General features: G+C 67.3%; 18 protein-coding genes. All 18 read left to right on the top strand.

Annotation, left to right across the window (positions count from 1 at the left end; genetic code table 11):
• The first annotated feature begins 94 nt into the window (after positions 1 to 94).
• The gene (gene hisD / locus MKW15_RS02600) at positions 95 to 1,420 is read left to right on the top strand and encodes a histidinol dehydrogenase (protein WP_240855884.1); all 1,326 of its coding nucleotides are present in this window, start codon (positions 95 to 97) and stop codon (positions 1,418 to 1,420) included.
• Positions 1,417 to 2,556 carry a histidinol-phosphate transaminase gene (locus tag MKW15_RS02595; protein WP_240855882.1) on the top strand — a complete coding sequence of 380 codons (1,140 nt, stop codon included), beginning with the start codon at positions 1,417 to 1,419 and terminating at the stop codon, positions 2,554 to 2,556. Before hisD ends, MKW15_RS02595 begins: the two co-directional genes overlap by 4 nt.
• The gene (gene hisB, locus MKW15_RS02590; RefSeq protein ID WP_240855880.1) at positions 2,553 to 3,176 is read left to right on the top strand and encodes an imidazoleglycerol-phosphate dehydratase HisB; all 624 of its coding nucleotides are present in this window, start codon (positions 2,553 to 2,555) and stop codon (positions 3,174 to 3,176) included. The genes MKW15_RS02595 and hisB overlap by 4 nt, the downstream gene beginning before the upstream one ends.
• Positions 3,173 to 3,811, top strand: coding sequence for an imidazole glycerol phosphate synthase subunit HisH (hisH, locus tag MKW15_RS02585; RefSeq protein WP_240855879.1), 639 nt, complete (start codon positions 3,173 to 3,175; stop codon positions 3,809 to 3,811). Before hisB ends, hisH begins: the two co-directional genes overlap by 4 nt.
• Positions 3,808 to 4,080 (top strand): hypothetical protein, encoded by a 273-nt coding sequence (locus tag MKW15_RS02580; RefSeq protein ID WP_240855873.1) that lies wholly within the window; start codon positions 3,808 to 3,810, stop codon positions 4,078 to 4,080. The genes hisH and MKW15_RS02580 overlap by 4 nt, the downstream gene beginning before the upstream one ends.
• Before the next feature lie 50 nt (positions 4,081 to 4,130).
• Positions 4,131 to 4,874, top strand: coding sequence for a bifunctional 1-(5-phosphoribosyl)-5-((5-phosphoribosylamino)methylideneamino)imidazole-4-carboxamide isomerase/phosphoribosylanthranilate isomerase PriA (priA, locus tag MKW15_RS02575; protein ID WP_240855872.1), 744 nt, complete (start codon positions 4,131 to 4,133; stop codon positions 4,872 to 4,874).
• Positions 4,871 to 5,719: an inositol monophosphatase family protein gene (locus MKW15_RS02570; RefSeq protein ID WP_240855867.1), complete on the top strand. Its 849-nt coding sequence runs from the start codon at positions 4,871 to 4,873 to the stop codon at positions 5,717 to 5,719. Before priA ends, MKW15_RS02570 begins: the two co-directional genes overlap by 4 nt.
• A complete protein-coding gene (hisF, locus tag MKW15_RS02565) occupies positions 5,716 to 6,489 on the top strand; it encodes an imidazole glycerol phosphate synthase subunit HisF (protein WP_240855865.1) in 774 nt (257 codons plus the stop codon). Before MKW15_RS02570 ends, hisF begins: the two co-directional genes overlap by 4 nt.
• 18 nt (positions 6,490 to 6,507) lie before the next feature.
• Positions 6,508 to 6,858: a phosphoribosyl-AMP cyclohydrolase gene (hisI, locus tag MKW15_RS02560; RefSeq protein WP_240855859.1), complete on the top strand. Its 351-nt coding sequence runs from the start codon at positions 6,508 to 6,510 to the stop codon at positions 6,856 to 6,858.
• A gap of 132 nt (positions 6,859 to 6,990) precedes the next feature.
• Positions 6,991 to 7,170 (top strand): tautomerase family protein, encoded by a 180-nt coding sequence (locus MKW15_RS02555; RefSeq protein WP_240855852.1) that lies wholly within the window; start codon positions 6,991 to 6,993, stop codon positions 7,168 to 7,170.
• On the top strand, positions 7,167 to 8,783 hold the full coding sequence (locus tag MKW15_RS02550; protein ID WP_240855850.1) for an anthranilate synthase component I: 1,617 nt from the start codon (positions 7,167 to 7,169) through the stop codon (positions 8,781 to 8,783). The genes MKW15_RS02555 and MKW15_RS02550 overlap by 4 nt, the downstream gene beginning before the upstream one ends.
• On the top strand, positions 8,780 to 9,598 hold the full coding sequence (locus MKW15_RS02545; RefSeq protein WP_240855848.1) for a TIGR02234 family membrane protein: 819 nt from the start codon (positions 8,780 to 8,782) through the stop codon (positions 9,596 to 9,598). The genes MKW15_RS02550 and MKW15_RS02545 overlap by 4 nt, the downstream gene beginning before the upstream one ends.
• A gap of 193 nt (positions 9,599 to 9,791) precedes the next feature.
• Complete coding sequence (gene trpC, locus MKW15_RS02540) at positions 9,792 to 10,610, top strand: indole-3-glycerol phosphate synthase TrpC (protein WP_240855846.1); 819 nt, start codon at positions 9,792 to 9,794, stop codon at positions 10,608 to 10,610.
• A gap of 55 nt (positions 10,611 to 10,665) precedes the next feature.
• Positions 10,666 to 11,979 (top strand): tryptophan synthase subunit beta, encoded by a 1,314-nt coding sequence (gene trpB, locus MKW15_RS02535; protein ID WP_240855845.1) that lies wholly within the window; start codon positions 10,666 to 10,668, stop codon positions 11,977 to 11,979.
• The gene (gene trpA / locus MKW15_RS02530; protein WP_240855842.1) at positions 11,976 to 12,776 is read left to right on the top strand and encodes a tryptophan synthase subunit alpha; all 801 of its coding nucleotides are present in this window, start codon (positions 11,976 to 11,978) and stop codon (positions 12,774 to 12,776) included. The genes trpB and trpA overlap by 4 nt, the downstream gene beginning before the upstream one ends.
• A gap of 102 nt (positions 12,777 to 12,878) precedes the next feature.
• Entirely contained in the window at positions 12,879 to 14,714 is a 1,836-nt protein-coding gene (gene lgt / locus MKW15_RS02525; RefSeq protein WP_276614534.1) for a prolipoprotein diacylglyceryl transferase, read from the top strand.
• A 453-nt stretch (positions 14,715 to 15,167) separates the two neighbouring features.
• A complete protein-coding gene (gene gltB, locus MKW15_RS02520; RefSeq protein ID WP_240855831.1) occupies positions 15,168 to 19,739 on the top strand; it encodes a glutamate synthase large subunit in 4,572 nt (1,523 codons plus the stop codon).
• Complete coding sequence (locus MKW15_RS02515; RefSeq protein WP_240855826.1) at positions 19,732 to 21,237, top strand: glutamate synthase subunit beta; 1,506 nt, start codon at positions 19,732 to 19,734, stop codon at positions 21,235 to 21,237. The genes gltB and MKW15_RS02515 overlap by 8 nt, the downstream gene beginning before the upstream one ends.
• Positions 21,238 to 21,261: the final 24 nt, after the last annotated feature.

Here is a 21,261-nt window from a genome sequence, read left to right as displayed (position 1 = left end):
GTGGACCCGCTCGACTGCCCGAGGACCGGATTCGAAAACCAATGGTGCGACCCCATATCCTGGAATCGAAATGCCACCACAACCAGGAGTGATCATGCTCGCCCGAACCGACCTGCGCGGTAGCACCCCGACGCTGGCGCAGTTGCGCCGCGCGCTGCCGCGTGGAGGCACCGACGTCAACGCCGTACTCGACACGGTGGAGCCGGTGGTGCATGCGGTGGCGCAGCGCGGCGCCGAGGCGGCCCTGGAATACGGCGAGAAGTTCGACGGCGTCAAGCCTGCGTCGGTGCGAGTACCCGCCGCCGTGATCGCCGACGCACTAGATCGACTCGATCCCGCGGTCGCCGACGCCCTGCGTGAGTCGATCGATCGGGCTCGCAAGGTGCACGCCGACCAGCGGCGCGAGACCACCCGTACGCAGGTGGTCGACGGCGGCGTGGTCGCCGAGAAGTGGATCCCGGTGCGCCGCGTCGGGCTGTATGTGCCCGGCGGCAACGCCGTCTACCCCTCGAGCGTGATCATGAACGTCGTGCCCGCGCAGGAGGCCGGCGTCGGCTCGCTCGTCGTGGCATCGCCCCCGCAGAAGGACTTCGGCGGCTGGCCCCACCCCACGATCCTGGCCGCGTGCGCGCTGCTCGGCGTCGACGAGGTGTGGGCGGTCGGCGGTGCGCAGGCCGTCGCGTTGCTCACCTACGGCGGTGAGGATACGGATCAAGATGTCCTCGATCCTGTCGACCTCATCACCGGTCCCGGCAACATCTACGTGACCGCCGCCAAGCGTCTGTGCCGGGGTGTGGTGGGCATCGACTCGGAGGCCGGGCCGACCGAGATCGCCATCCTCGCCGACGATTCCGCGGATGCCGGCATCCTCGCCTCCGACCTCATCTCGCAGGCCGAACACGACGTGCTCGCCGCGTCGGTGCTGGTGACCGACAGCGCGGAACTCGCCGACGCCGTCGACGAAGCGCTGACGCTGCAGGTGGCAGCGACCAAACACCGCGAGCGCGTCACCACGGCACTGAACGGCAGCCAGTCCGGCATCGTCCTCGTCGACAATCTGGAGTCGGGCCTCGCCGTCGTCGACGCGTATGCCGCCGAACACCTCGAGATCCAGACCCGCGACGCCGCCGCTGTCGCCGACCGGGTGCACAACGCGGGCGCGATCTTCGTCGGACCGTATGCGCCGGTGAGTCTCGGCGATTACTGCGCGGGGTCCAATCACGTTCTGCCGACGTCGGGTTCGGCGCGTTTCGCGTCGGGCCTCTCAGTCCAGACCTTCCTCAAGGGTGTGCACGTCATCGACTACGACGAGGCCGCGCTGCGCGAGGTCGCCGACAAGGTCGTCACGCTCGCCGACGCCGAGGATCTTCCCGGACACGGCGACGCGATCAAACAGCGTTTCGCGGGAGATACCGCGTGAGCGCCTCGCCGGTGGTCGTACCCGGTGGCGGAATCAGCGCCGGCGACCTGCCCCTGCGGGACAACCTCCGCGGCAAGAGTGCTTACGGCGCACCGCAACTGCGGGTTCCGGTGATTCTCAACACCAACGAGAATCCGCACCCGCCGACGCCGGCGCTCATCGACGACGTCGCCGAGTCGGCGCGCACGGCGGCAGCCGAACTGCACCGGTATCCCGACCGGGACGCGCTCGCGCTACGCACCGATCTGGCGGCCTATCTGAGTCGTGCCACCGGTGTGCAGCTCGGGGTCGAAAACCTGTGGGCGGCAAACGGTTCCAACGAGATTCTGCAGCAGTTGCTGCAGGCCTTCGCCGGTCCCGGACGCAGTGCCCTGGGCTTTGTGCCGTCGTATTCGATGCACCCGATCATCTCCGACGGCACCGACACCACCTGGCTGCAGGCGCCGCGGGCGTCGGACTTCTCGCTCGACGTCGACTACGCGGTCACCGAGATCGTCAACCGCCTCCCCGACGTTGTGTTCGTCACCTCGCCGAACAACCCCACGGGCGGTTCGATCGCTCTCGACGACCTGCGCCGCATCATCGAGGCAGCTCCCGGCATCGTGATCGTCGACGAGGCCTACGGCGAGTTCTCCGCGCAGCCCAGCGCAGTCGAACTCATCGACTCCTACCCCACGAAGGTGGTCGTGAGCCGGACGATGAGCAAGGCCTTCGCCTTCGCCGGCGGACGCCTCGGCTACCTCGCCGCGTCGCCGGCCATCGTCGAAGCACTGCTGCTCGTGCGACTGCCGTATCACCTGTCGGTGCTCACACAGGCGGCCGCGCGGGCAGCCCTGCGGCACAGCGGCGAGACGCTGGCCGGGGTCGCCGCAATCGTCGCCGAACGCAAACGGGTCGCCGCCGAACTGGCCGCGGCGGGTTTTGACGTCATCGACTCCGACGCCAACTTCATCCTGTTCGGGCGGTTCCGCGATGCCCCGGCGTCGTGGCAGCGCTACCTCGACCACGGCGTGTTGATCCGAGATGTCGGCATCGCGGGATACCTGCGTGTCACGATCGGACTGGCCCACGAGAACGACGCCTTCCTCGACGTCAGCCGCGAGCTGGCGACAGCAGATCTGGAGACAACGACGTGACCAGCCGCCCACCGCGCATCGCGAAGGTCGAACGAACCACCAAGGAGTCGTCGATCTCCGTCGAACTCAACCTCGACGGCACCGGTGTCACCGACATCTCCACCGGTATCGCGTTCTTCGACCACATGCTCAACGCATTCGGCCAGCACGGCAGCTTCGACCTCACCGTCAAGGCGCAGGGCGACGTCGACGTCGAAGGCCACCACACGATCGAGGACACCGCGATCGTGCTCGGTCAGGCGCTCCGCGAGGCGCTCGGCGACAAGAAGGGCATCCGCCGCTTCGGCGACGCCTGGATTCCGATGGACGAGACCCTCGCGCAGGCCGTCGTCGACGTGTCCGGCCGGCCCTACTGCGTGCACACCGGCGAACCCGACCACATGCTTGCCGCGGTCATCGGCGGATATCCCGGTGTGCCGTATTCGACGGTCATCAACCGGCATGTGTTCGAGTCGATCGCGCTGAACGCCCGGATCGCGCTGCATGTACGGGTCCTCTACGGCCGCGATCAGCACCACATCACCGAGGCCGAGTTCAAGGCTGTCGCGCGGGCGTTGCGCGCGGCCACCGAATACGACGCACGAGTCAGCGGCGTGCCGTCGACGAAGGGCGCCCTGTGAGCCCAAACGTCGTCATCCTCGACTACGGGTCGGGTAACCTGCGCTCGGCTCAGCGGGCGCTCGAACGGACCGGTGCCGACGTGACGGTGACCTCCGACTTCGATACCGCGCTCAACGCCGACGGACTCGTCGTCCCGGGCGTCGGAGCGTTTGCGGCATGCATGGAGGGCCTACTCGCGGTGAAGGGCGACCGCATCGTCGGACGACGACTCGCCGGCGGGCGCCCGGTGCTGGGCATCTGCGTCGGCATGCAGATCCTCTTCGACCGCGGGGTCGAATTCGAGGTCGAGGCCGACGGGTGCGGCGAATGGCCCGGCACGGTCAGCCGACTGCCGGCACCCGTATTGCCGCACATGGGCTGGAACACCGTCGAGGCACCCGCAGACTCTGTGCTGTTCGCCGGCATGGAAGCCGACACCCGCTTCTACTTCGTGCACTCCTACGCCGCGCAGACCTGGGAGATGGACAACGTCGGCTCGCCGCTGGCCTCGCCCAAGCTGACCTGGGCCGAACACGGTGGGCCATTCCTCGCCGCGGTCGAGAACGGTGCGCTGTCGGCGACCCAGTTCCACCCCGAGAAGTCCGGCGACGCCGGCGCGCAACTACTGCTCAACTGGGTGACCTCGCTGTCATGACCGACCGGTCCCGTCCCCGCTTCTCCATCGCCAAACTCGCCTTCTACTCGCTGGGTGCCGGGGTGATCGTCCTGGTGGTCTCCGTGCCGATCATCGCGCTGGCCGCACACTGGAACCCGATCGCCGGTCTGGTCGCCGTGCTCCTCGCGGTTGTCGCCGTGATCGCCGCGATCGGTACTGTGTCAACGCGCATGGTCAACGCCGTGCGCGACGAGCATCTGGCAGCGCTCGACGAAGCGTCCCGCGTCGACCCTCCGCACGCGCAGTGACCGCCACCCGGACATTCGAAACCACACGACAGACAGGACAACCGACACCGATGGGCACCACCCTTGAACTCCTTCCCGCAGTCGACGTCGCCGACGGGCAGGCGGTCCGTCTGGTGCAGGGCGCGGCCGGCTCGGAGACCTCGTACGGGTCCCCGCGCGACGCGGCGCTCGCCTGGCAGGCCGACGGTGCGGAGTGGATTCATCTGGTGGATCTCGACGCCGCGTTCGGGCGTGGCGACAACCGCGAACTGCTGGCGCAGGTCGTGGGGAAACTCGACGTCAAGGTGGAACTCTCCGGCGGCATCCGCGACGACGATTCCCTTGCGGCCGCGCTCGCGACCGGCTGCACCCGGGTCAATCTCGGCACCGCTGCGCTGGAGAACCCGGAGTGGTGCGCCCGCGCCATCGCCGAACACGGTGATCGGATCGCGGTGGGACTCGACGTGATCCGCGAGGGTGAGTCCTACCGGCTGCGCGGTCGGGGATGGGTCACCGACGGCGGCGACCTCTGGGAGGTGCTGACCCGGCTGGACCGCGACGGATGCGCGCGCTATGTCGTCACCGACGTGTCCAAGGACGGCACCCTGAAGGGCCCGAACCTCGACCTGCTGTCCGAGGTCGCCGCGGCCACCTCGGCGCCGATCGTCGCCTCCGGCGGGGTGTCGGCGGTCGCCGACCTGGTGGCCATCGCCGGGCTCGTCGACCAGGGCGTCGAGGGCGCGATCGTCGGCAAAGCCCTCTACGCAGGCCGGTTCACCTTGCCCGAGGCATTGTCGGCCGTCTCGGGCACATGACCTCGGTCGCCACCCTCGACTACCCGAGGCTTCTCGACGTCGCCGGGTCGGTGCTCGACGCGGCGGCCGACGATTTCGTGGCCGGAGTGGGCGCTCCCAGCGCGGTCACCAAGAGTCCCACCGACTTCGCCACCCAGGTCGACCTCGACCTCGAGCGCCGGATAGCCGCTGAGCTCGCCGAGACCACCGGACTGCCGGTACACGGCGAGGAGTTCGGTGGCCCACCGGTCGACGAGGGCGTGGTGTGGGTGCTCGACCCCATCGACGGCACCTACAACTACTCGACCGGTGTGCCGCTGACGGGCATCCTGCTGGGGTTGCTCGTCGACGGTCATCCGGTCCTCGGTCTCACATGGCTGCCGCTTCAAGGGGTGCGGTACGCGGGTCACGTCGACGGTCCGTTGCTGGTCGACGGTCGGCCCGCACCGCCGCTGCGTGACGCCGAGCTGGCCCGGGAAGCCATTGCCTACGGGCCGTTCAACGCGTCGCACGGCGGTCGTTACGCCGGTGCGCGCCGCGCCGACGTGATCCGGGCACTGAGCAGTCGGGCCGCCCGATTGCGGATGACCGGCAGCACCGGGGTCGACCTCGCCTACACAGCTGCCGGGATCTTCGGCGGTGCCATCGCCTTCGGGCGTCATGCCTGGGACAACGCAGCCGGAGCCGCCCTGGTGCGTGCCGCCGGAGGCGTCGCCACCGATCTGGGTGGGACACCCTGGACAGCGCGATCGGTGGGAATCGTCACCGGGTCTCCCGGGTTGCACGACGAGTTGATGGCGGTCATCGCCGAGACCGTCGGCGACGAATGGGAGACGCGACCAGAAGAACTCGGAGGACCCCGATGACCCTTGCGACCCGAGTGATTCCCTGCCTGGATGTGGACGCCGGCAGAGTGGTGAAGGGCGTCAACTTCACGAATCTCCGCGATGCGGGGGACCCGGTCGAGCTGGCCGAACGCTACGACCGCGAAGGCGCCGACGAACTCACCTTCCTCGACGTGACCGCGTCGAGCGCAGGTCGGTCGACGATGATCGAGGTCGTCAAGCACACCGCCGATCAGGTCTTCATCCCGTTGACCGTGGGTGGGGGCATCCGCACCGTCGACGACGTCGACGCCATGTTGCGCGCCGGTGCCGACAAGGTCTCGGTCAACACCGCTGCCATCGCTCGCCCTGAGGTCCTCGGCGAGATGAGTCGCCGGTTCGGCTCGCAGTGCATCGTGCTGTCGGTCGACGCCCGGACGGTTCCCGCCGACGGCAAGCCGACGCCGTCGGGCTGGGAGGTCACCACCCACGGTGGACGTCAGGGAACCGGGATCGACGCGGTCGAGTGGGCTCGTCGCGGCCAAGAGCTCGGAGTCGGGGAGATCCTGCTCAACTCGATGGATGCCGACGGCACCAAGCAGGGCTTCGACCTTCGGATGCTGACCGCAGTGCGTGCCGCGGTGTCGGTGCCGATCATCGCCAGCGGTGGTGCCGGAGCGCGTGAGCACTTCGCGCCGGCCGTGGAAGCCGGCGCCGATGCGGTGCTCGCCGCGTCGGTGTTCCACTTCGGTGAACTCACCATTCCCGACGTCAAGGCGGCCATGAAGTCCGCGGGAATCACCGTGCGATGAAGGAAAGGAAGTGTCGCGATGAGTCTTGACCCCGACCTCGCTAGCCGTCTGAAACGCAACGCCGACGGCCTGTTCACCGCGGTCGCCCAGGAGCGCGAGACCGGGACGGTGCTGATGGTCGCGTGGATGGACGACACCGCGCTCGAGCGCACCCTCGCCACTCGTCGCGCGACGTACTTCTCGCGGTCGCGGCAGGAGTATTGGGTCAAGGGCGAGACCAGCGGCCACACCCAGTGCGTGCACGATGTGCGGCTCGACTGCGACGGCGACACGGTGCTGCTCGTCGTCGACCAAGTGGGTGCTGCCTGCCACACCGGCAACCACAGCTGCTTCGACACCGAGCCGCTCCCGCTGGCCGACCCGACCTGACCCGACCCCAAACCGTTGACTGGGCGTCCCAAACCGTTGACCGTGCGCCCGACCGCGCGACCCCGGCCGCGAGCGACAATGGGAGACGGCGAACAATGGCCGTCGGATACCGAGCAGAAAGGCGATGCATCCATGCCACTCATCCAGATCTCGCAGACCCCAGGCCTGAGTGACCGGATCAAGCGGGAGACGATCGCGGCCGTGACCGAGGCGTATGCCAAAGCGACCGGTAAGAACCCGGACTCTGTCTGGGTCACCATCAACGAGATTCCTCGTCAGCAGTGGGGTGTCGGCGGCGAGCCGCTCGGATGAGCACGGCTTCGGAACCCGACAGTTCGAACCCACACGCAGAGGCCGACACCACCACGCTTGCAGAGTTCCTCGACCTTGCCCGCGACCATCGCGTCGTCCCGGTGACGCGCAAGGTTCTTGCCGACTCCGAGACCCCGCTGTCGGCCTTCGCGAAACTCGCCGGCGAACGGCCCGGCACCTTTCTGCTCGAGTCCGCCGAGAACGGCCGCTCCTGGTCGCGGTGGTCGTTCATCGGTGCTGGATCGCCGTCGGCGCTCACCGTCGTCGACGGACAGGCCCGCTGGTGGGGCACCGTGCCCGCCGGGGCGCCCGAGGGTGGTGACCCGATCGAGACGCTCGCCGAGTCACTCCGGCTGCTGGCGACCGACCCGCTCCCCGACATGCCGCCGCTCACCGGCGGTTTTGTCGGCTTCCTCGCCTACGACATGGTCCGTAGGCTCGAACGGCTACCCGAGACGACGGTCGACGACCTCGGCCTGCCCGACATGATGATGGTGCTGGCCGCCGACCTGGCCGCCGTCGACCATCACGAAGGCACCATCACGCTCATCGCCAACGCCATCAACTGGGACGGCTCCGCCGACCGCGCCGAAGAAGCCTATGTCGACGCCGTCGCGCGCCTCGACAAGATGACCGAGGCGCTGGCCGCCCCGGCGCGCTCGACCGTGTCGCGGTTCTCGCGGCCCGCTCCCGAGTTCACCGAACAGCGAACCCCGGAGGAGTTCGGTGAGATCGTCACCAGCCTGGTCGGCGAGATCGAGGCGGGCGAGGCCTTTCAGGTGGTGCCGTCGATGCGCTTCGAGATGGACACCGACGCCGACCCGATCGACGTCTATCGCGCGTTGCGTGCCTCCAACCCGAGCCCATACATGTATCTGCTGCGGATGCCCGGCGCGGAATCCGACGCCACGGGTTCGGGCGGGCAGACGGCGTTCACCATCGTCGGCAGCAGTCCCGAGGCACTCGTGACGGTGTCCGACCGTCTCGCCACCACGCACCCGATCGCCGGGACGCGCTGGCGCGGAGCCACGGAGGAAGAAGACCAGCTGCTGGGCAAGGATCTGCTCGAGGACGAGAAAGAGAACGCCGAGCACCTGATGCTCGTCGATCTCGCCCGCAACGATCTGGGGCGCGTGTGCGTGCCGGGCACCGTGAAGGTGGGTGACTACCGCCACGTCGAGCGATACAGCCACGTGATGCACCTCGTGTCGACGGTGTCGGGGGTTCTCCGCGACGACAAGCACGCGCTGGATGCCGTCACGGCCTGCTTTCCCGCCGGGACGCTGACCGGCGCGCCGAAGGTACGGGCGATGGAGCTGATCGACGAACACGAGAAGACCCGCCGCGGCCTCTACGGCGGCATCGTCGGATACATCGACTTCGCCGGCAACGCCGACACCGCCATCGCGATCAGGACCGCGCTGATGGTCGACGGTCGAGCATATGTCCAGGCCGGCGCCGGAGTGGTCGCCGACAGCCAACCGGAGTACGAGTACAACGAGGCCCGCAACAAGGCGAAGACGGTGCTCAGCGCGGTCGCCGCGGCTGCGACGATGCGTCGCGTCGAACCATCTACCGGCGGTGGGTCCCAGCCGCGAAACCCACAGTCGTGAAACTCACCGACGAAGACGTCGAGGCACTGCGGCGCAAATCGGTTCGGCGGCGTCAAGGCTTGGCGGCGCTCCTGCTCGTGGCGGCGGCGCTGGCGTTCTGGGCCGCATCGAGGATGACCTGGGCGACGGCGTCCGCCGAAGACGGGCTCGCACCGCAACGAGACTTCGTGGTCAAGGGTGCCGATTGGAGTCCGTGGCTGACGCCACTGGCATTGGTGATGCTGGCGGCGATCGCGGCCGCGTTCTCCCTGCGGGGTTGGGCATTGCGCGTGCTGGCGATCGTGATCGCGGCCGGTGGTGTGCTCGCGGCGTTCCCCGCGTTGTCGTTGATCGTCAACGGTGCCGACGCGATCTATGCCGCCAAGGCCGGTGGCATCCCCGACAAGTACCGCATCCTGTTGGTGACCACCAACAGTTGGGCAGGCGCGGTGGTCCTTGTGGGCACCGTCTGTTCGGTGGCCGCTGCGGTGGCGCTCCTACGGGTGGTCAACGGCTCGGCGATGTCGTCGAAGTATCAGACGCCGGCGGCGCGACGCGACGAACTCGAACGCAAGATCTTCGCCGACTACGAGAAACGCAAAGACCACGAGAACCGCACGGATGCGGAAACGCCGTCCGGACCGTCTGGCAATGCAGCCACCTCGGATGCCGACGCGACCAAGCCCGACGTCCAGACCAAGCCCGACGATGCGACAAAGCCCGATGTCCAGACCAAGTCCGACGATCCGAACCCTCACGGCGCACCAGCCAATGAACGCATGATGTGGGACGCACTCGACACCGGTATCGATCCGACGGATCTCGACAGCAAATAAGACCGTGTCCTGCGATGTCGGTAGCGCTTTGAGCGACGCCGACGATATGCACCACAGGTGATCTGCTCGACACACGAAGGGCAGACCGGGGCCTGGAGACCGGCGTCGATGCTTCGGCCAACCCGAGATCAGGTGTCGCAGGCCCGCGGGCTACCCTGAGGAACACACGACGAGCGAAAGGGAGCCATTCGCCGTGAGCACGCCCACCGTCCTCGATTCGATCATCGAGGGAGTGAAAGCCGATGTCGCAGCGCGTGAAGCAGTTCTCGACTATGCGGCAGTGAAGGCGGCCTCAGCGAAGGCGCCCGCACCCAAGGACGCGATGGCCGCGCTGCGCAAGCCGGGTATCGGTGTCATCGCCGAGGTCAAGCGCGCAAGTCCGTCGAAGGGCGATCTCGCGACGATCGGCGACCCGGCCGAACTGGCCCGCGCCTACGAGTCTGGCGGGGCGCGCATCATCAGCGTCCTCACCGAGGAACGCCGCTTCCGCGGATCGCTCGCCGATCTCGACAGCGTGCGCGCCGCGGTCAACATCCCGGTGTTGCGCAAGGACTTCATCGTCGGCCCGTATCAGATCCACGAGGCCCGCGCGCACGGCGCCGACGTCATCCTGCTGATCGTCGCGGCGCTGGAGCAGAACGTCCTCGCGGCACTGCTCGACCGCACCGAAAGTCTGGGCATGACCGCGCTCGTGGAGGTGCACACCGAGGAAGAGGCCAACCGTGCCCTGGAGGCGGGGGCCTCGGTCGTCGGCGTCAATGCCCGCAACCTCAAGACCCTCGAGGTCGACCGCGACTCGTTCTCGCGGATCGCCCCGGGGCTGCCTACCGAGGTGATCCGCATCGCCGAGTCGGGGGTGCGTGGCACAGCCGACCTGCTGGCCTACGCGGGCGCCGGTGCCGATGCCGTTCTCGTCGGCGAGGGTCTGGTCACCAGCGGCGATCCCCGTGCGGCGGTCAGCGAGCTGGTCACCGCGGGTACCCACCCTTCCTGTCCGAAACCTGTTCGCTGACATCGGTGGTGGGGGGTGCCCTACGCCGTGTGAGCCCGAGAGTCTGTGAGATCTTGTGACAGCTCAACAGCATTCATCGATCCGCGGTGAAACCGAGGTGCCGGCCGCCAGCGTTGGCCTGACCAGTCGTACCTCGATCGAGCCCGACGAGGGCGGGCACTTCGGTGTCTACGGCGGTCGGCATGTGCCCGAGGCGCTGATGGCCGTGATCGACGAGGTCACCACCGGCTACGAGAAGATGCGCAGCGACGAGGATTACCTCGCCGAACTCGACCGCCTGCAGCGCGATTACGTCGGACGGCCGTCGCCGATGTATGAGGCGACTCGCCTGCGCGACGACGCGGGTGGCGCACGAATCTTCCTCAAACGCGAAGACCTCAATCACACGGGTTCGCACAAGATCAACAACGTGCTCGGGCAGCTTCTCCTCGCGCGGCGCATGGGTAAGAACCGCATCATCGCCGAGACCGGTGCCGGTCAGCACGGTGTCGCGACCGCGACCGGGTGTGCCCTGTTCGGCATGGAATGCATCATCTACATGGGCCGTGTCGACACCGATCGGCAGGCGCTCAACGTCGCCCGCATGCGTCTGCTCGGCGCGGAGGTGGTTGCCGTCGACAACGGCTCGGCCACCCTGAAGGACGCCATCAACGAGGCGATGCGCGACTGGGTCACCAACGCGCACAACACTTATTACTGTTTCGGCACGGCAGCGGGGCCACACCCGTTCCCGACCATGGTCCGCGATCTTCAGCGCGTCGTGGGGCTCGAGGCCAGGGCACAGATCCTCGATGCGGCGGGGCGACTGCCCGACGCCGTTGTCGCGTGCGTGGGCGGCGGCTCCAATGCCATCGGCATCTTCCACCCGTTCATCGACGACGCCTCGGTGCGCCTGGCCGGCTACGAGGCCGCCGGCGACGGAGTCGAGACCGGGCGGCACGCAGCCACTTTCACGGGCGGAACACCCGGGGCCTTCCAGGGTGCCTACTCGTACCTACTTCAGGATGAGGACGGCCAGACCATCGAATCGCATTCGATCTCAGCGGGTCTGGACTACCCGGGGGTGGGCCCCGAGCACGCGTATCTCAAGGACACCGGTCGTGCCGACTACCGGCCGATCACCGACACCGAGGCAATGGACGCGCTCGCTCTGCTGAGTCGACGCGAGGGCATCATCCCGGCGATCGAGTCGGCGCACGCGGTGGCCGGCGCACTCAAGCTCGGACGCGAACTCGGCGAGAACTCGATCATCGTGGTGAGCCTGTCCGGGCGCGGCGACAAGGACGTCGACACCGCAGCCCGATGGTTCCATCTGTTCGACCCGCCACCCTCGCAGGACGAAGCCGCCGAACCGGGAGCCGCCCGATGACCGTCACCGCCCCGCCGTCGAAGTTGGGTTCGGTGTTCGCGCAATGTCGCAGCGAAGGCCGTGCCGCCCTCATCGGCTATCTCCCCGTGGGCTATCCGACGGTCGACGGCTCGTTGTCGTCGTTCCGCACGATGGTCGACGCGGGCTGCGACATCATCGAGATCGGCGTGCCGTATTCCGACCCGGTGATGGACGGACCCACGATCCAGGACGCCGCCGACCTCGCCCTGACCAACGGGGTCCGGGTGCGCGACGTGTTCACGGCTGTCGAGGCGATTGCCGACGCGGGTGGCCACTCGGTGGTGATGAGTTACTGGAATCCGGTCCTGCAATACGGGGTGGACCGGTTTGCCCGCGATCTGGCCAATGCCGGTGGCGCCGGTCTGATCACGCCGAACCTCATCCCGGAAGAGGGCGCGGCATGGCATGCGGCGTCCGACGAACAGGAACTCGACCGGATCTACCTGGTTGCACCGTCGTCGACGACCGAGCGCATCGCGCTGACCGTCGACGCATCGCGCGGATTCGTCTACGCCGCGTCGACGATGGGTGTGACCGGCGCACGCGACGCGGTCTCGGATGCCGCACCCGAACTGTGTGCCCGCGTGCGCGCCTACTCCGACATCCCGATCGGCGTGGGTCTCGGCGTGCGCAACCGCCAGCAGGCAGCCGAGATCGCCGCATACGCCGACGGCGTGATCGTCGGTTCGGCCCTGGTGACCGCCGCTCACGCCGGTGACGACCATCTTGCCGACCTCGTCACCGAACTCGCCGAGGGCGTTCGATCGCCTCGGTGACCATTGCCGACTTGCGCGCGCTGTTCGTCCGACATCGCCGAGGATGGTGTGAGGCTGTGTTCTAGTGTCGGTTAGGGTGACAGCGTGACGCTGCCGACCGCCCTGGACGGGCCGACGACAACGATTTTGGCGTACATACCGAGCCCACCTCAGGGTGTGTGGTACGTCGGTCCTTTCCCAGTCCGTGCCTACGCGCTGTGCATCATCGTCGGCATCGTCGTCGCCGTCTGGTGGGGCAATCGACGGTGGATCGCACGCGGCGGCCAGGACGGTGAGGTCCTCGACGTCGCGATCTGGGCGGTGCCGTTCGGCTTGATCGGCGGTCGGATCTATCACCTGATCACGGACTGGCAGACGTATTTCGGTGACGGACCCAAGTCGCCGATCGACGCCGTGAAGATCTGGGACGGTGGTCTCGGGATCTGGGGTGCGGTGTTCTTCGGTGCCCTGGGCGCGTGGATCGGTGCGCGACGCTGCGGCATCCGGTTAACCGCGTTCGGTGATGCCATCGCGCCGCCGATCCTGTTGGCCCAGGCCATCGGCCGCCTCGGAAACTACTTCAACCAGGAACTGTACGGCCGAGAAACCACGGTGCCCTGGGGCCTGGAGATCTACGACCGCGTGGACTCCGCGGGCCACCGCGACCCCGGCTTGATCTCCGGTGTCTCCAACGGCGACGTGGTTGCGGTTGTCCATCCCACGTTCCTGTACGAGTTGCTGTGGAACGTCGTGCTGGTCATCGCGCTGGTACTGATCGATCGGCATTTCCGCATCGGCCACGGCCGACTGTTCGCGCTCTATGTCGCGGGTTACTGCCTGGGTCGCTTCGGCGTCGAACTGCTGCGTTCCGATCCGGCCACCCTGATCGGCGGAATCCGGATCAACGTGTTCACCGCGGCAATCGTATTTGCCTGTGCTGCCGCCTATTTCGTGATCGCACCGCGCGGTCGTGAGCAGGGCCTGGAGATGTACCACCCCGAACGCGCGGCCGAACTCGAAGAGCGCGGCATCGCCGGCTACGTCGACGACTGGTACGACGAAGACCTCGACGACATCGACGAGACCAAAGATGATCGCGGCACGGCAGTTGCCGGTGCGGCAGTCGCCGGCGCAGCGGTCGTTGGCACGGCGGCGCTGGTCGGCGACGACGACGGTGACAAGGCCGACGATGAGTCTGTTGCCGAAGACGCCGAAGTCGCCGAGGACGCCGACACCAGGGACGCCGAAGTTGCCGAGGACGCCGAAGACGAGACCGACGATGGTGACGGTGACGAAGTCGCCGACGCCGAGACTTCAGCGGATGAAGACGGCGACGAGGACGAACCCGAGGACGTTGTCGGCGCCGCGGAGGAAACCGATGGCGCGAAGGAAACCGCCAGCAGCACGGCCGAGGACGAAACCGCCGACGATGGTGACTCGGCAGTCACCACTGCAGACGAGGACGAGGCAGAGCAGTCTGATGGCGAGCAGGCGGAGGTCGGCGACGATCTCGAAGAGGAGGCCACCGACGAGCCCGAGGTGACCGACGGGGAAACCGAGACCGACGGGGAAACCGAGACCGACGGGGAAACCGAGACCGACGGGGAAACCGAGACCGACGCAGACACCGAGACCGACAGCGACGCCGAGACCAAGGACGACGTCGCCGAGGAGATCGCCGAGGACGAGGACGAGGACGAGGTTGAGGCGACAGGGGAGTCCGGCGACGAACCCGACAGCTCCAGTGCGACCGAAGGCGTCGAACCGGAACCGGACGAGGTGGACGAGGAAGCAGGCGACACCCCCGACGTCTGCGATGAGCCCACCGCTGAGGCCGATGCCGGTGAGGCTGACGCTGAGGCCGATGCCGGTGATGTCGCCCCGGAGGCCGATGCCGGTGAGGCTGACGCGGACTCGACGGATACGAACGAAGCGCAATCCAAGTCCGACGCTGATTGATCCGATGAGGCGGGCAACCGACCCGCTGACCTGGGCAAATGTGCTCGGGTCCGCCAACAAAATCTAGGGGAAGAACTTCTTCCCCGGGGTTCGTAGTCGTCCGCGAGAAATTTCTGAGGGAAGACACCAAGGGTAGGGGAAGAAGTTTCTTCCCCTACTTTCTTGCGCCCGACAGGCCCGCGGCGCCGACGACGTCGACGGTGGGTCGCCGTGAGCACGGACATCGGCTCGGTCGCCAAGATCACACGCGTCCCACGTGCGACCCCGATCCGCAGTTCCAACGTCTCGGGTTCGGTTCAGATAGACTTGAATTTCGCGACGCGCGACGATCACCTCGATGCAGCCCATGTCATCGGCCGGTCGCCTGCGCGACGCTTATGTGCTCCACGGGCCAACGCTGTCCCAACGGACATCCAGCGTGCGATTCGTCTCGGATCGAGTGTGGAGGTAGTGATGCTGTTTTCTGCGCTTCCGGCCAAGCAGGGCCTGTACGACCCCGAAGCCGAGGTCGATTCCTGTGGCGTGGCAATGGTTGCCGACATTCACGGCCGCCGCTCTCATTCGATCGTCGCCGACGGTCTGCTTGCCCTCGAGAATCTGGAACATCGCGGCGCGGCCGGAGCCGAGGTCAACAGCGGTGACGGCGCGGGAATCCTGATCCAGCTCCCCGATGAACTCCTTCGCGAGACCGCGGGCTTCGACCTTCCCGCACCATCGGCGGACGGCGCCAACACCTACGCCGCGGGCATCTGTTTCCTCCCCGCCGACGCCGGTCTTCGACAACTGGCCATCGAGCGGGTCGAGGCGCTTGCCGACGCCGAGGGTGTCACGATCCTCGGCTGGCGCGAGCTTCCGGTGGATGCCGTGCGTGCCGACATCGGCGAAACCGCGCTCGGCTGCATGCCGCACATGATGCAACTCTTCGTGACCGTCGAGCCGGCCCCCGGAGGCACGCGACTCGCCGGCATCGACCTCGACCGGTTCATCTACCCGTTCCGCAAGCAGGCCGAGCGCGTCACCCCGGAGATCGAGGAAGCCGGCACCGGCCTCTACTTCCCGTCGCTCTCGAGCCGGACGATCGTCTACAAGGGCATGCTCACCACGATGCAGCTGCCTCTCTACTACGACGACCTGCGTGACGAGCGTTGCTGGAGCGCCATCGCGATCGTGCACTCCCGATTCTCCACCAACACCTTTCCGTCCTGGCCGCTGGCACACCCGTTCCGGTTCGTCGCCCACAACGGCGAGATCAACACCGTGCGCGGCAACCGCAATCGCATGCGCGCCCGCGAAGCGCTCCTCGACACCGGGCTCATCCCAGGCGACCTGGCCCGCGCGTTCCCCATCTGCACGCCGGAGGCATCGGACTCCGCATCGCTCGACGAGGTGCTGGAGTTGCTCGTGCTCGGCGGCCGCAGCGTGCCGCATGCCGTGATGATGATGGTGCCCGAGGCATGGGAGAACGTCCCCGACATGGACCCCAAGCGCCGCGCGTTCCTGCAGTTCAACGCATCGTTGATGGAGGCCTGGGACGGTCCCGCGTGCGTCACCTTCACCGACGGCAGCGTCGTCGGCGCCGTCCTCGACCGCAACGGACTCCGCCCAGGACGCTGGTGGCAGACCCGCGACGGACGGGTGATCCTGGCGTCGGAGGCAGGTGTGCTCGAGGTGCCGGTCGACGACGTGATCTCCAAGGGCCGCCTCGAACCGGGCCGCATGTTCCTCGTCGACACCGTGGCGGGCCGGATCATCCCCGACGAAGAGGTCAAGGGCGACCTGATCGACGCCGAGCCCTACGACGAGTGGCTGCACGCAGGGCTGCTCGACATCGCCACCCTGCCGGACCGTCCGGTGTACAAGCCCAACCACGACACGGTGGTCCGACGCCAGGTGTCCTTCGGCTACACCGAGGAGGATCTGCGCGTCCTCTTGACCCCGATGGCCGCCTCCGGCTACGAACCGCTCGGTTCGATGGGTACCGACACGCCGGTTGCCGTGCTGTCCAAGCGATCCCGGCTTCTCTACGACTACTTCGTCGAACTCTTCGCGCAGGTCACCAACCCGCCGCTGGATGCGATCCGCGAGGAGATCGTCACCTCGATGGCACGCGTGATGGGGCCCGAGCAGAATCTTCTCGACCCGACCGCCGCGTCGTGCCGGCAGATCCTGCTGCACTGGCCGGTGATCGACAACGACGACCTCGCCAAGCTCGTCCACATCAACGACGACGGCGACAACCCCGGTCTGTCCGCAAAGGTCCTCAGCGGTCTCTACGAGGTCGCCGAAGGTGGCGCGGGTCTGGCTGCTGCGCTGGAGGATCTCCGTAACCGCGCGAGCCAGGCGATCGCGGAAGGCCATACGACGCTGGTGATCTCGGACCGGCATACCGACCGCGAGCACGCACCGATCCCGTCGTTGTTGGCCACGTCGGCGGTCCACCATCATCTGGTCCGCACCAAGGAGCGGACCAAGGTGGCGCTGGTCGTCGAATCCGGTGATGCCCGCGAGGTGCACCACATCGCGCTGCTGATCGGATTCGGTGCTGCCGCGGTGAACCCGTATCTGGCGCTGGAGACCATCGAGGATCTCATCGCCGAGGGTGAACTCATCGGGGTGGCGCCGTCGAAGGCGGTCCGCAACTATGTCGAGGCGCTCGGCAAGGGCGTGCTCAAGGTGATGAGCAAGATGGGTATCTCGACCATCAGCTCCTACACGGGCGCACAGGCTTTCGAGGCCGTCGGGTTGTCGTCTGAGGTGGTGCGAGAGTATTTCACCCGCACGGTCTCGAGGATCGAGGGTGTGGGGCTCGACGAACTGGCCGAGGAGGTGCGGCTGCGCCATCATCGTGCCTTCCCGGAGAACGCCACCGAGCAGGTGTACCGCCGGCTCGAGGTGGGCGGCGAGTATCAGTATCGTCGCGAGGGCGAGCTCCATCTGTTCACCCCGGAGACGATCTTCCTGCTCCAGCACGCGACCAAGACCGGACAGACCGAGGTCTTCCAGAAGTACTCCGACGAGGTGAACAAACTATCCGCCGAAGGCGGCACGCTGCGCGGCCTCTTCGAATTCGATCTCGCTGCGCGCGAACCGATCCCACTCGACGAGGTCGAGCCCGCCGAAGACATCATGAAGCGGTTCAACACCGGCGCGATGAGCTACGGTTCGATCTCCGCAGAAGCGCACGAGACCATCGCCATCGCGATGAACCGCATTGGTGCGCGGTCGAATTCGGGTGAGGGCGGCGAGGACGTCGACCGCCTGTACGACCCGGAACGCCGCAGTGCCGTCAAGCAGGTGGCGTCCGGCCGATTCGGCGTGACCAGTGATTACCTCACCAATGCGACCGACATCCAGATCAAGATGGCGCAGGGCGCGAAACCCGGTGAGGGCGGCCAGCTTCCGGCCTACAAGGTGTACCCGTGGATCGCCAAGACGCGTCACTCGACGCCGGGTGTCGCGCTGATCTCACCGCCGCCGCATCACGACATCTACTCGATCGAGGACCTGGCGCAGCTGATCCACGACCTGAAGAACGCCAACTCCGACGCACGTATCCACGTCAAGCTGGTCAGCGCAGTCGGTGTCGGGACGGTGGCGACCGGTGTGTCGAAGGCGCACGCCGACGTGGTGCTCATCTCCGGCCACGACGGCGGTACGGGCGCATCACCACTGACGTCGCTCAAGCATGCGGGCACCCCGTGGGAGATCGGGCTGGCCGACGCGCAACAGACGCTGATGCTCAACGGACTTCGCGACCGCATCACCGTCCAGTGCGACGGCGCCCTGCGCACCGGCCGTGACGTGATCATGGCGGCGCTGCTGGGGGCGGAGGAGTACGGCTTCTCGACCGCGCCGCTGATCGTGACCGGCTGCATCATGATGCGGGTCTGCCACCTCGACACCTGTCCCGTCGGTGTGGCCACCCAGAATCCGGTGTTGCGGTCGCGCTTCACCGGACAGGCGGAGCATCTGGTGAACTTCTTCCGCTTCATTGCCGAGGATGTTCGTAAGTACCTCGCGCAGTTGGGGTATCGGACGCTCGACGACGCGATCGGGCAGTCGCAGCGCCTGCACACCGACACCGCGCTCGCGCACTGGAAGAGCAAGGGACTCGATCTGAGTCCCATCTTCCGCAAGGTGGAGGACAAGGGGCCGAGTCGGCGCGTGCGCGGCCAGGACCACGGCCTCGACAAGGCGCTCGACCAGACGATGATCCAACTGGCCGAAGGGGCGCTCGAAGACGCGCATCCGGTGACGCTCGAACTGCCGGTGCGCAACGTCAACCGCACCGTCGGCACGCTGCTCGGTTCAGAGGTGACTCGTCGATACGGTGCCGAAGGCCTGTCCGAGGACACCATCACGGTGAAGCTGAACGGCTCGGCGGGGCAGTCCCTCGGTGCCTTCCTCCCGCCGGGCGTGACCATCAAACTCAGCGGTGACACCAACGACTACGTCGGAAAGGGCTTGTGCGGCGGCAAGATCGTCGTCGCGCCTGATCCCGACGCCTGGTTCATCGCCGAGGACCAGGTCATTGCCGGCAACACGATTCTGTACGGTGCGACGTCGGGCGAGGTGTTCCTGCGCGGGCGGGTCGGCGAGCGGTTCTCCGTGCGCAACTCCGGTGCGACTGCCGTCGTCGAGGGTGTGGGCGACCACGCCTGCGAGTACATGACCGGCGGCCGGGTGGTGATTCTCGGCCCGACCGGCCGAAACATGGCGGCCGGCATGTCGGGCGGGATCGCCTTCGTCTACGACCTCGACCCGGACAAGGTGAACAAGGCGATGGTCGAGTTGATGCGTCCCGACCCCGACGATCTGGGGTGGCTACGCGAGACCATCGCCAAGCACACCGAGCTCACCGGCTCGGCGATCGGTGCGTCGATGCTGGCCGATTGGCCACGACGATGCCTCGCCTTCACCAAGGTGATGCCCACCGATTACAAGCGCGTACTCGACGCGGCCCGCATGGCCGAGGCCGAGGGACGCGACGTCGATTCAGCGATCATGGAGGCGGCACGTGGCTGACCCGCGCGGATTCCTGGAGATCCGGAAGAAAGAAGCAAAGTACCGCCCGGTCACCGAGCGCGTCGCCGACTGGGACGACGTCTACGTGCACGCGGAGAACCCGCTGCAGATCCTCGACGAGGTGTCCACGCAGGCCCGACGCTGCATGGACTGCGGAATTCCGTTCTGCCACTCCGGAACTGCGGGGTGCCCGCTGGGCAACCTGATCCCCGAGTGGAACGACCTGGTGCGTCGTGGTCGGTGGGACGCGGCCAGCAGCAGGCTGCATGCCACCAACAACTTCCCGGAGTTCACCGGGATGGTCTGTCCGGCACCGTGCGAGGCGGCCTGCGTGCTGTCGATCTCCGAGCCCACCACCGGTGGCAGCGTCACGATCAAACGCATCGAGAAGACCATCGCCTACGAGTCGTGGGCCGAAGGCATCATCGGGCCCGAGCCGCCCGCCGCCAAGTCGGGGCGTTCGGTGGGAGTGGTCGGATCGGGTCCGGCCGGACTGGCCGCCGCCCAGCAGCTGACCAGAGCCGGCCACGACGTGACGGTCTACGAGCGCGACGACCGGCTCGGCGGACTGCTGCGCTACGGCATCCCCGAGTACAAGCTGCAGAAGTCCGACATCGACCGCCGCATCGCCCAGATGCGGGCAGAGGGAACCGAATTCGTCGTCAACTGTGACGTCGGTACCGATCTCACCGTCGAAGAGCTCAAGTCCCGCCACGACGCGGTCGTCCTCGCGATCGGCGCGATGGAAGCCCGTGACAATCCGGTGCCGGGACGCGACCTCGCCGGCGTGCACCTGGCCATGGAGCACCTCGTGCCCGCGAACAAGGAATGCGAGGGCGACGGTCCGTCGCCGATCACCGCGGCCGGCAAACACGTGGTCATCATCGGTGGCGGCGACACCGGAGCCGACTGCCTCGGCACCGCGCACCGGCAGGGTGCGGCGTCGGTGGTGCAGTTGGACTACAACCCCGAGTTGCCCAGCGACCGCGACGACAATCGGTCGCCGTGGCCGACCTGGCCGCTGATCATGCGCACATCCAGCGCACACGCCGAGGGCGGCGAACGGCGCTACCAGGTGGCCGTGCAGCGATTCGACGGTGACGAGCAGGGCAACGTGAAGACGATGGTGCTCGCCGAGGTGGCGGTCCAGCGTGAGCCCGACGGTCGTCGTGTGGTCACACCGGTTGGCGAGGAGTTCGAGATCCCATGCGAACTCGCCTTGTTCGCAATCGGTTTCGCGGGTGTGCGGCGTTCGCCGTTGCTGACGGATCTGCAGATCGAACCCAACAAGAGGGGATCGTTGTCCTGTGGAAGCGATTGGCAGACCGACGCGCCGGGCGTGTTCGTGTGCGGTGACGCCCATCGCGGTGCGTCTCTGGTGGTGTGGGCGATCGCCGAAGGGCGATCCACTGCGCGCGCGGTCGACAAGTTCCTGATGGGGGCGTCGGATCTGCCTTCGCCGGTCCGGCCCGCCGCGTTGCCGCTGTCGGTGCGCTGACCCGCGTCGGTTTCGTTGATTTCT

The sequence above is a fragment of the Gordonia gummivorans genome (assembly GCF_022513585.1).
In the GTDB taxonomy this organism is placed as follows: domain Bacteria; phylum Actinomycetota; class Actinomycetes; order Mycobacteriales; family Mycobacteriaceae; genus Gordonia.
The sequence above is the reverse complement of the archived record's forward strand: the minus strand, read 5'-3'. Positions and strand labels throughout refer to the sequence as shown.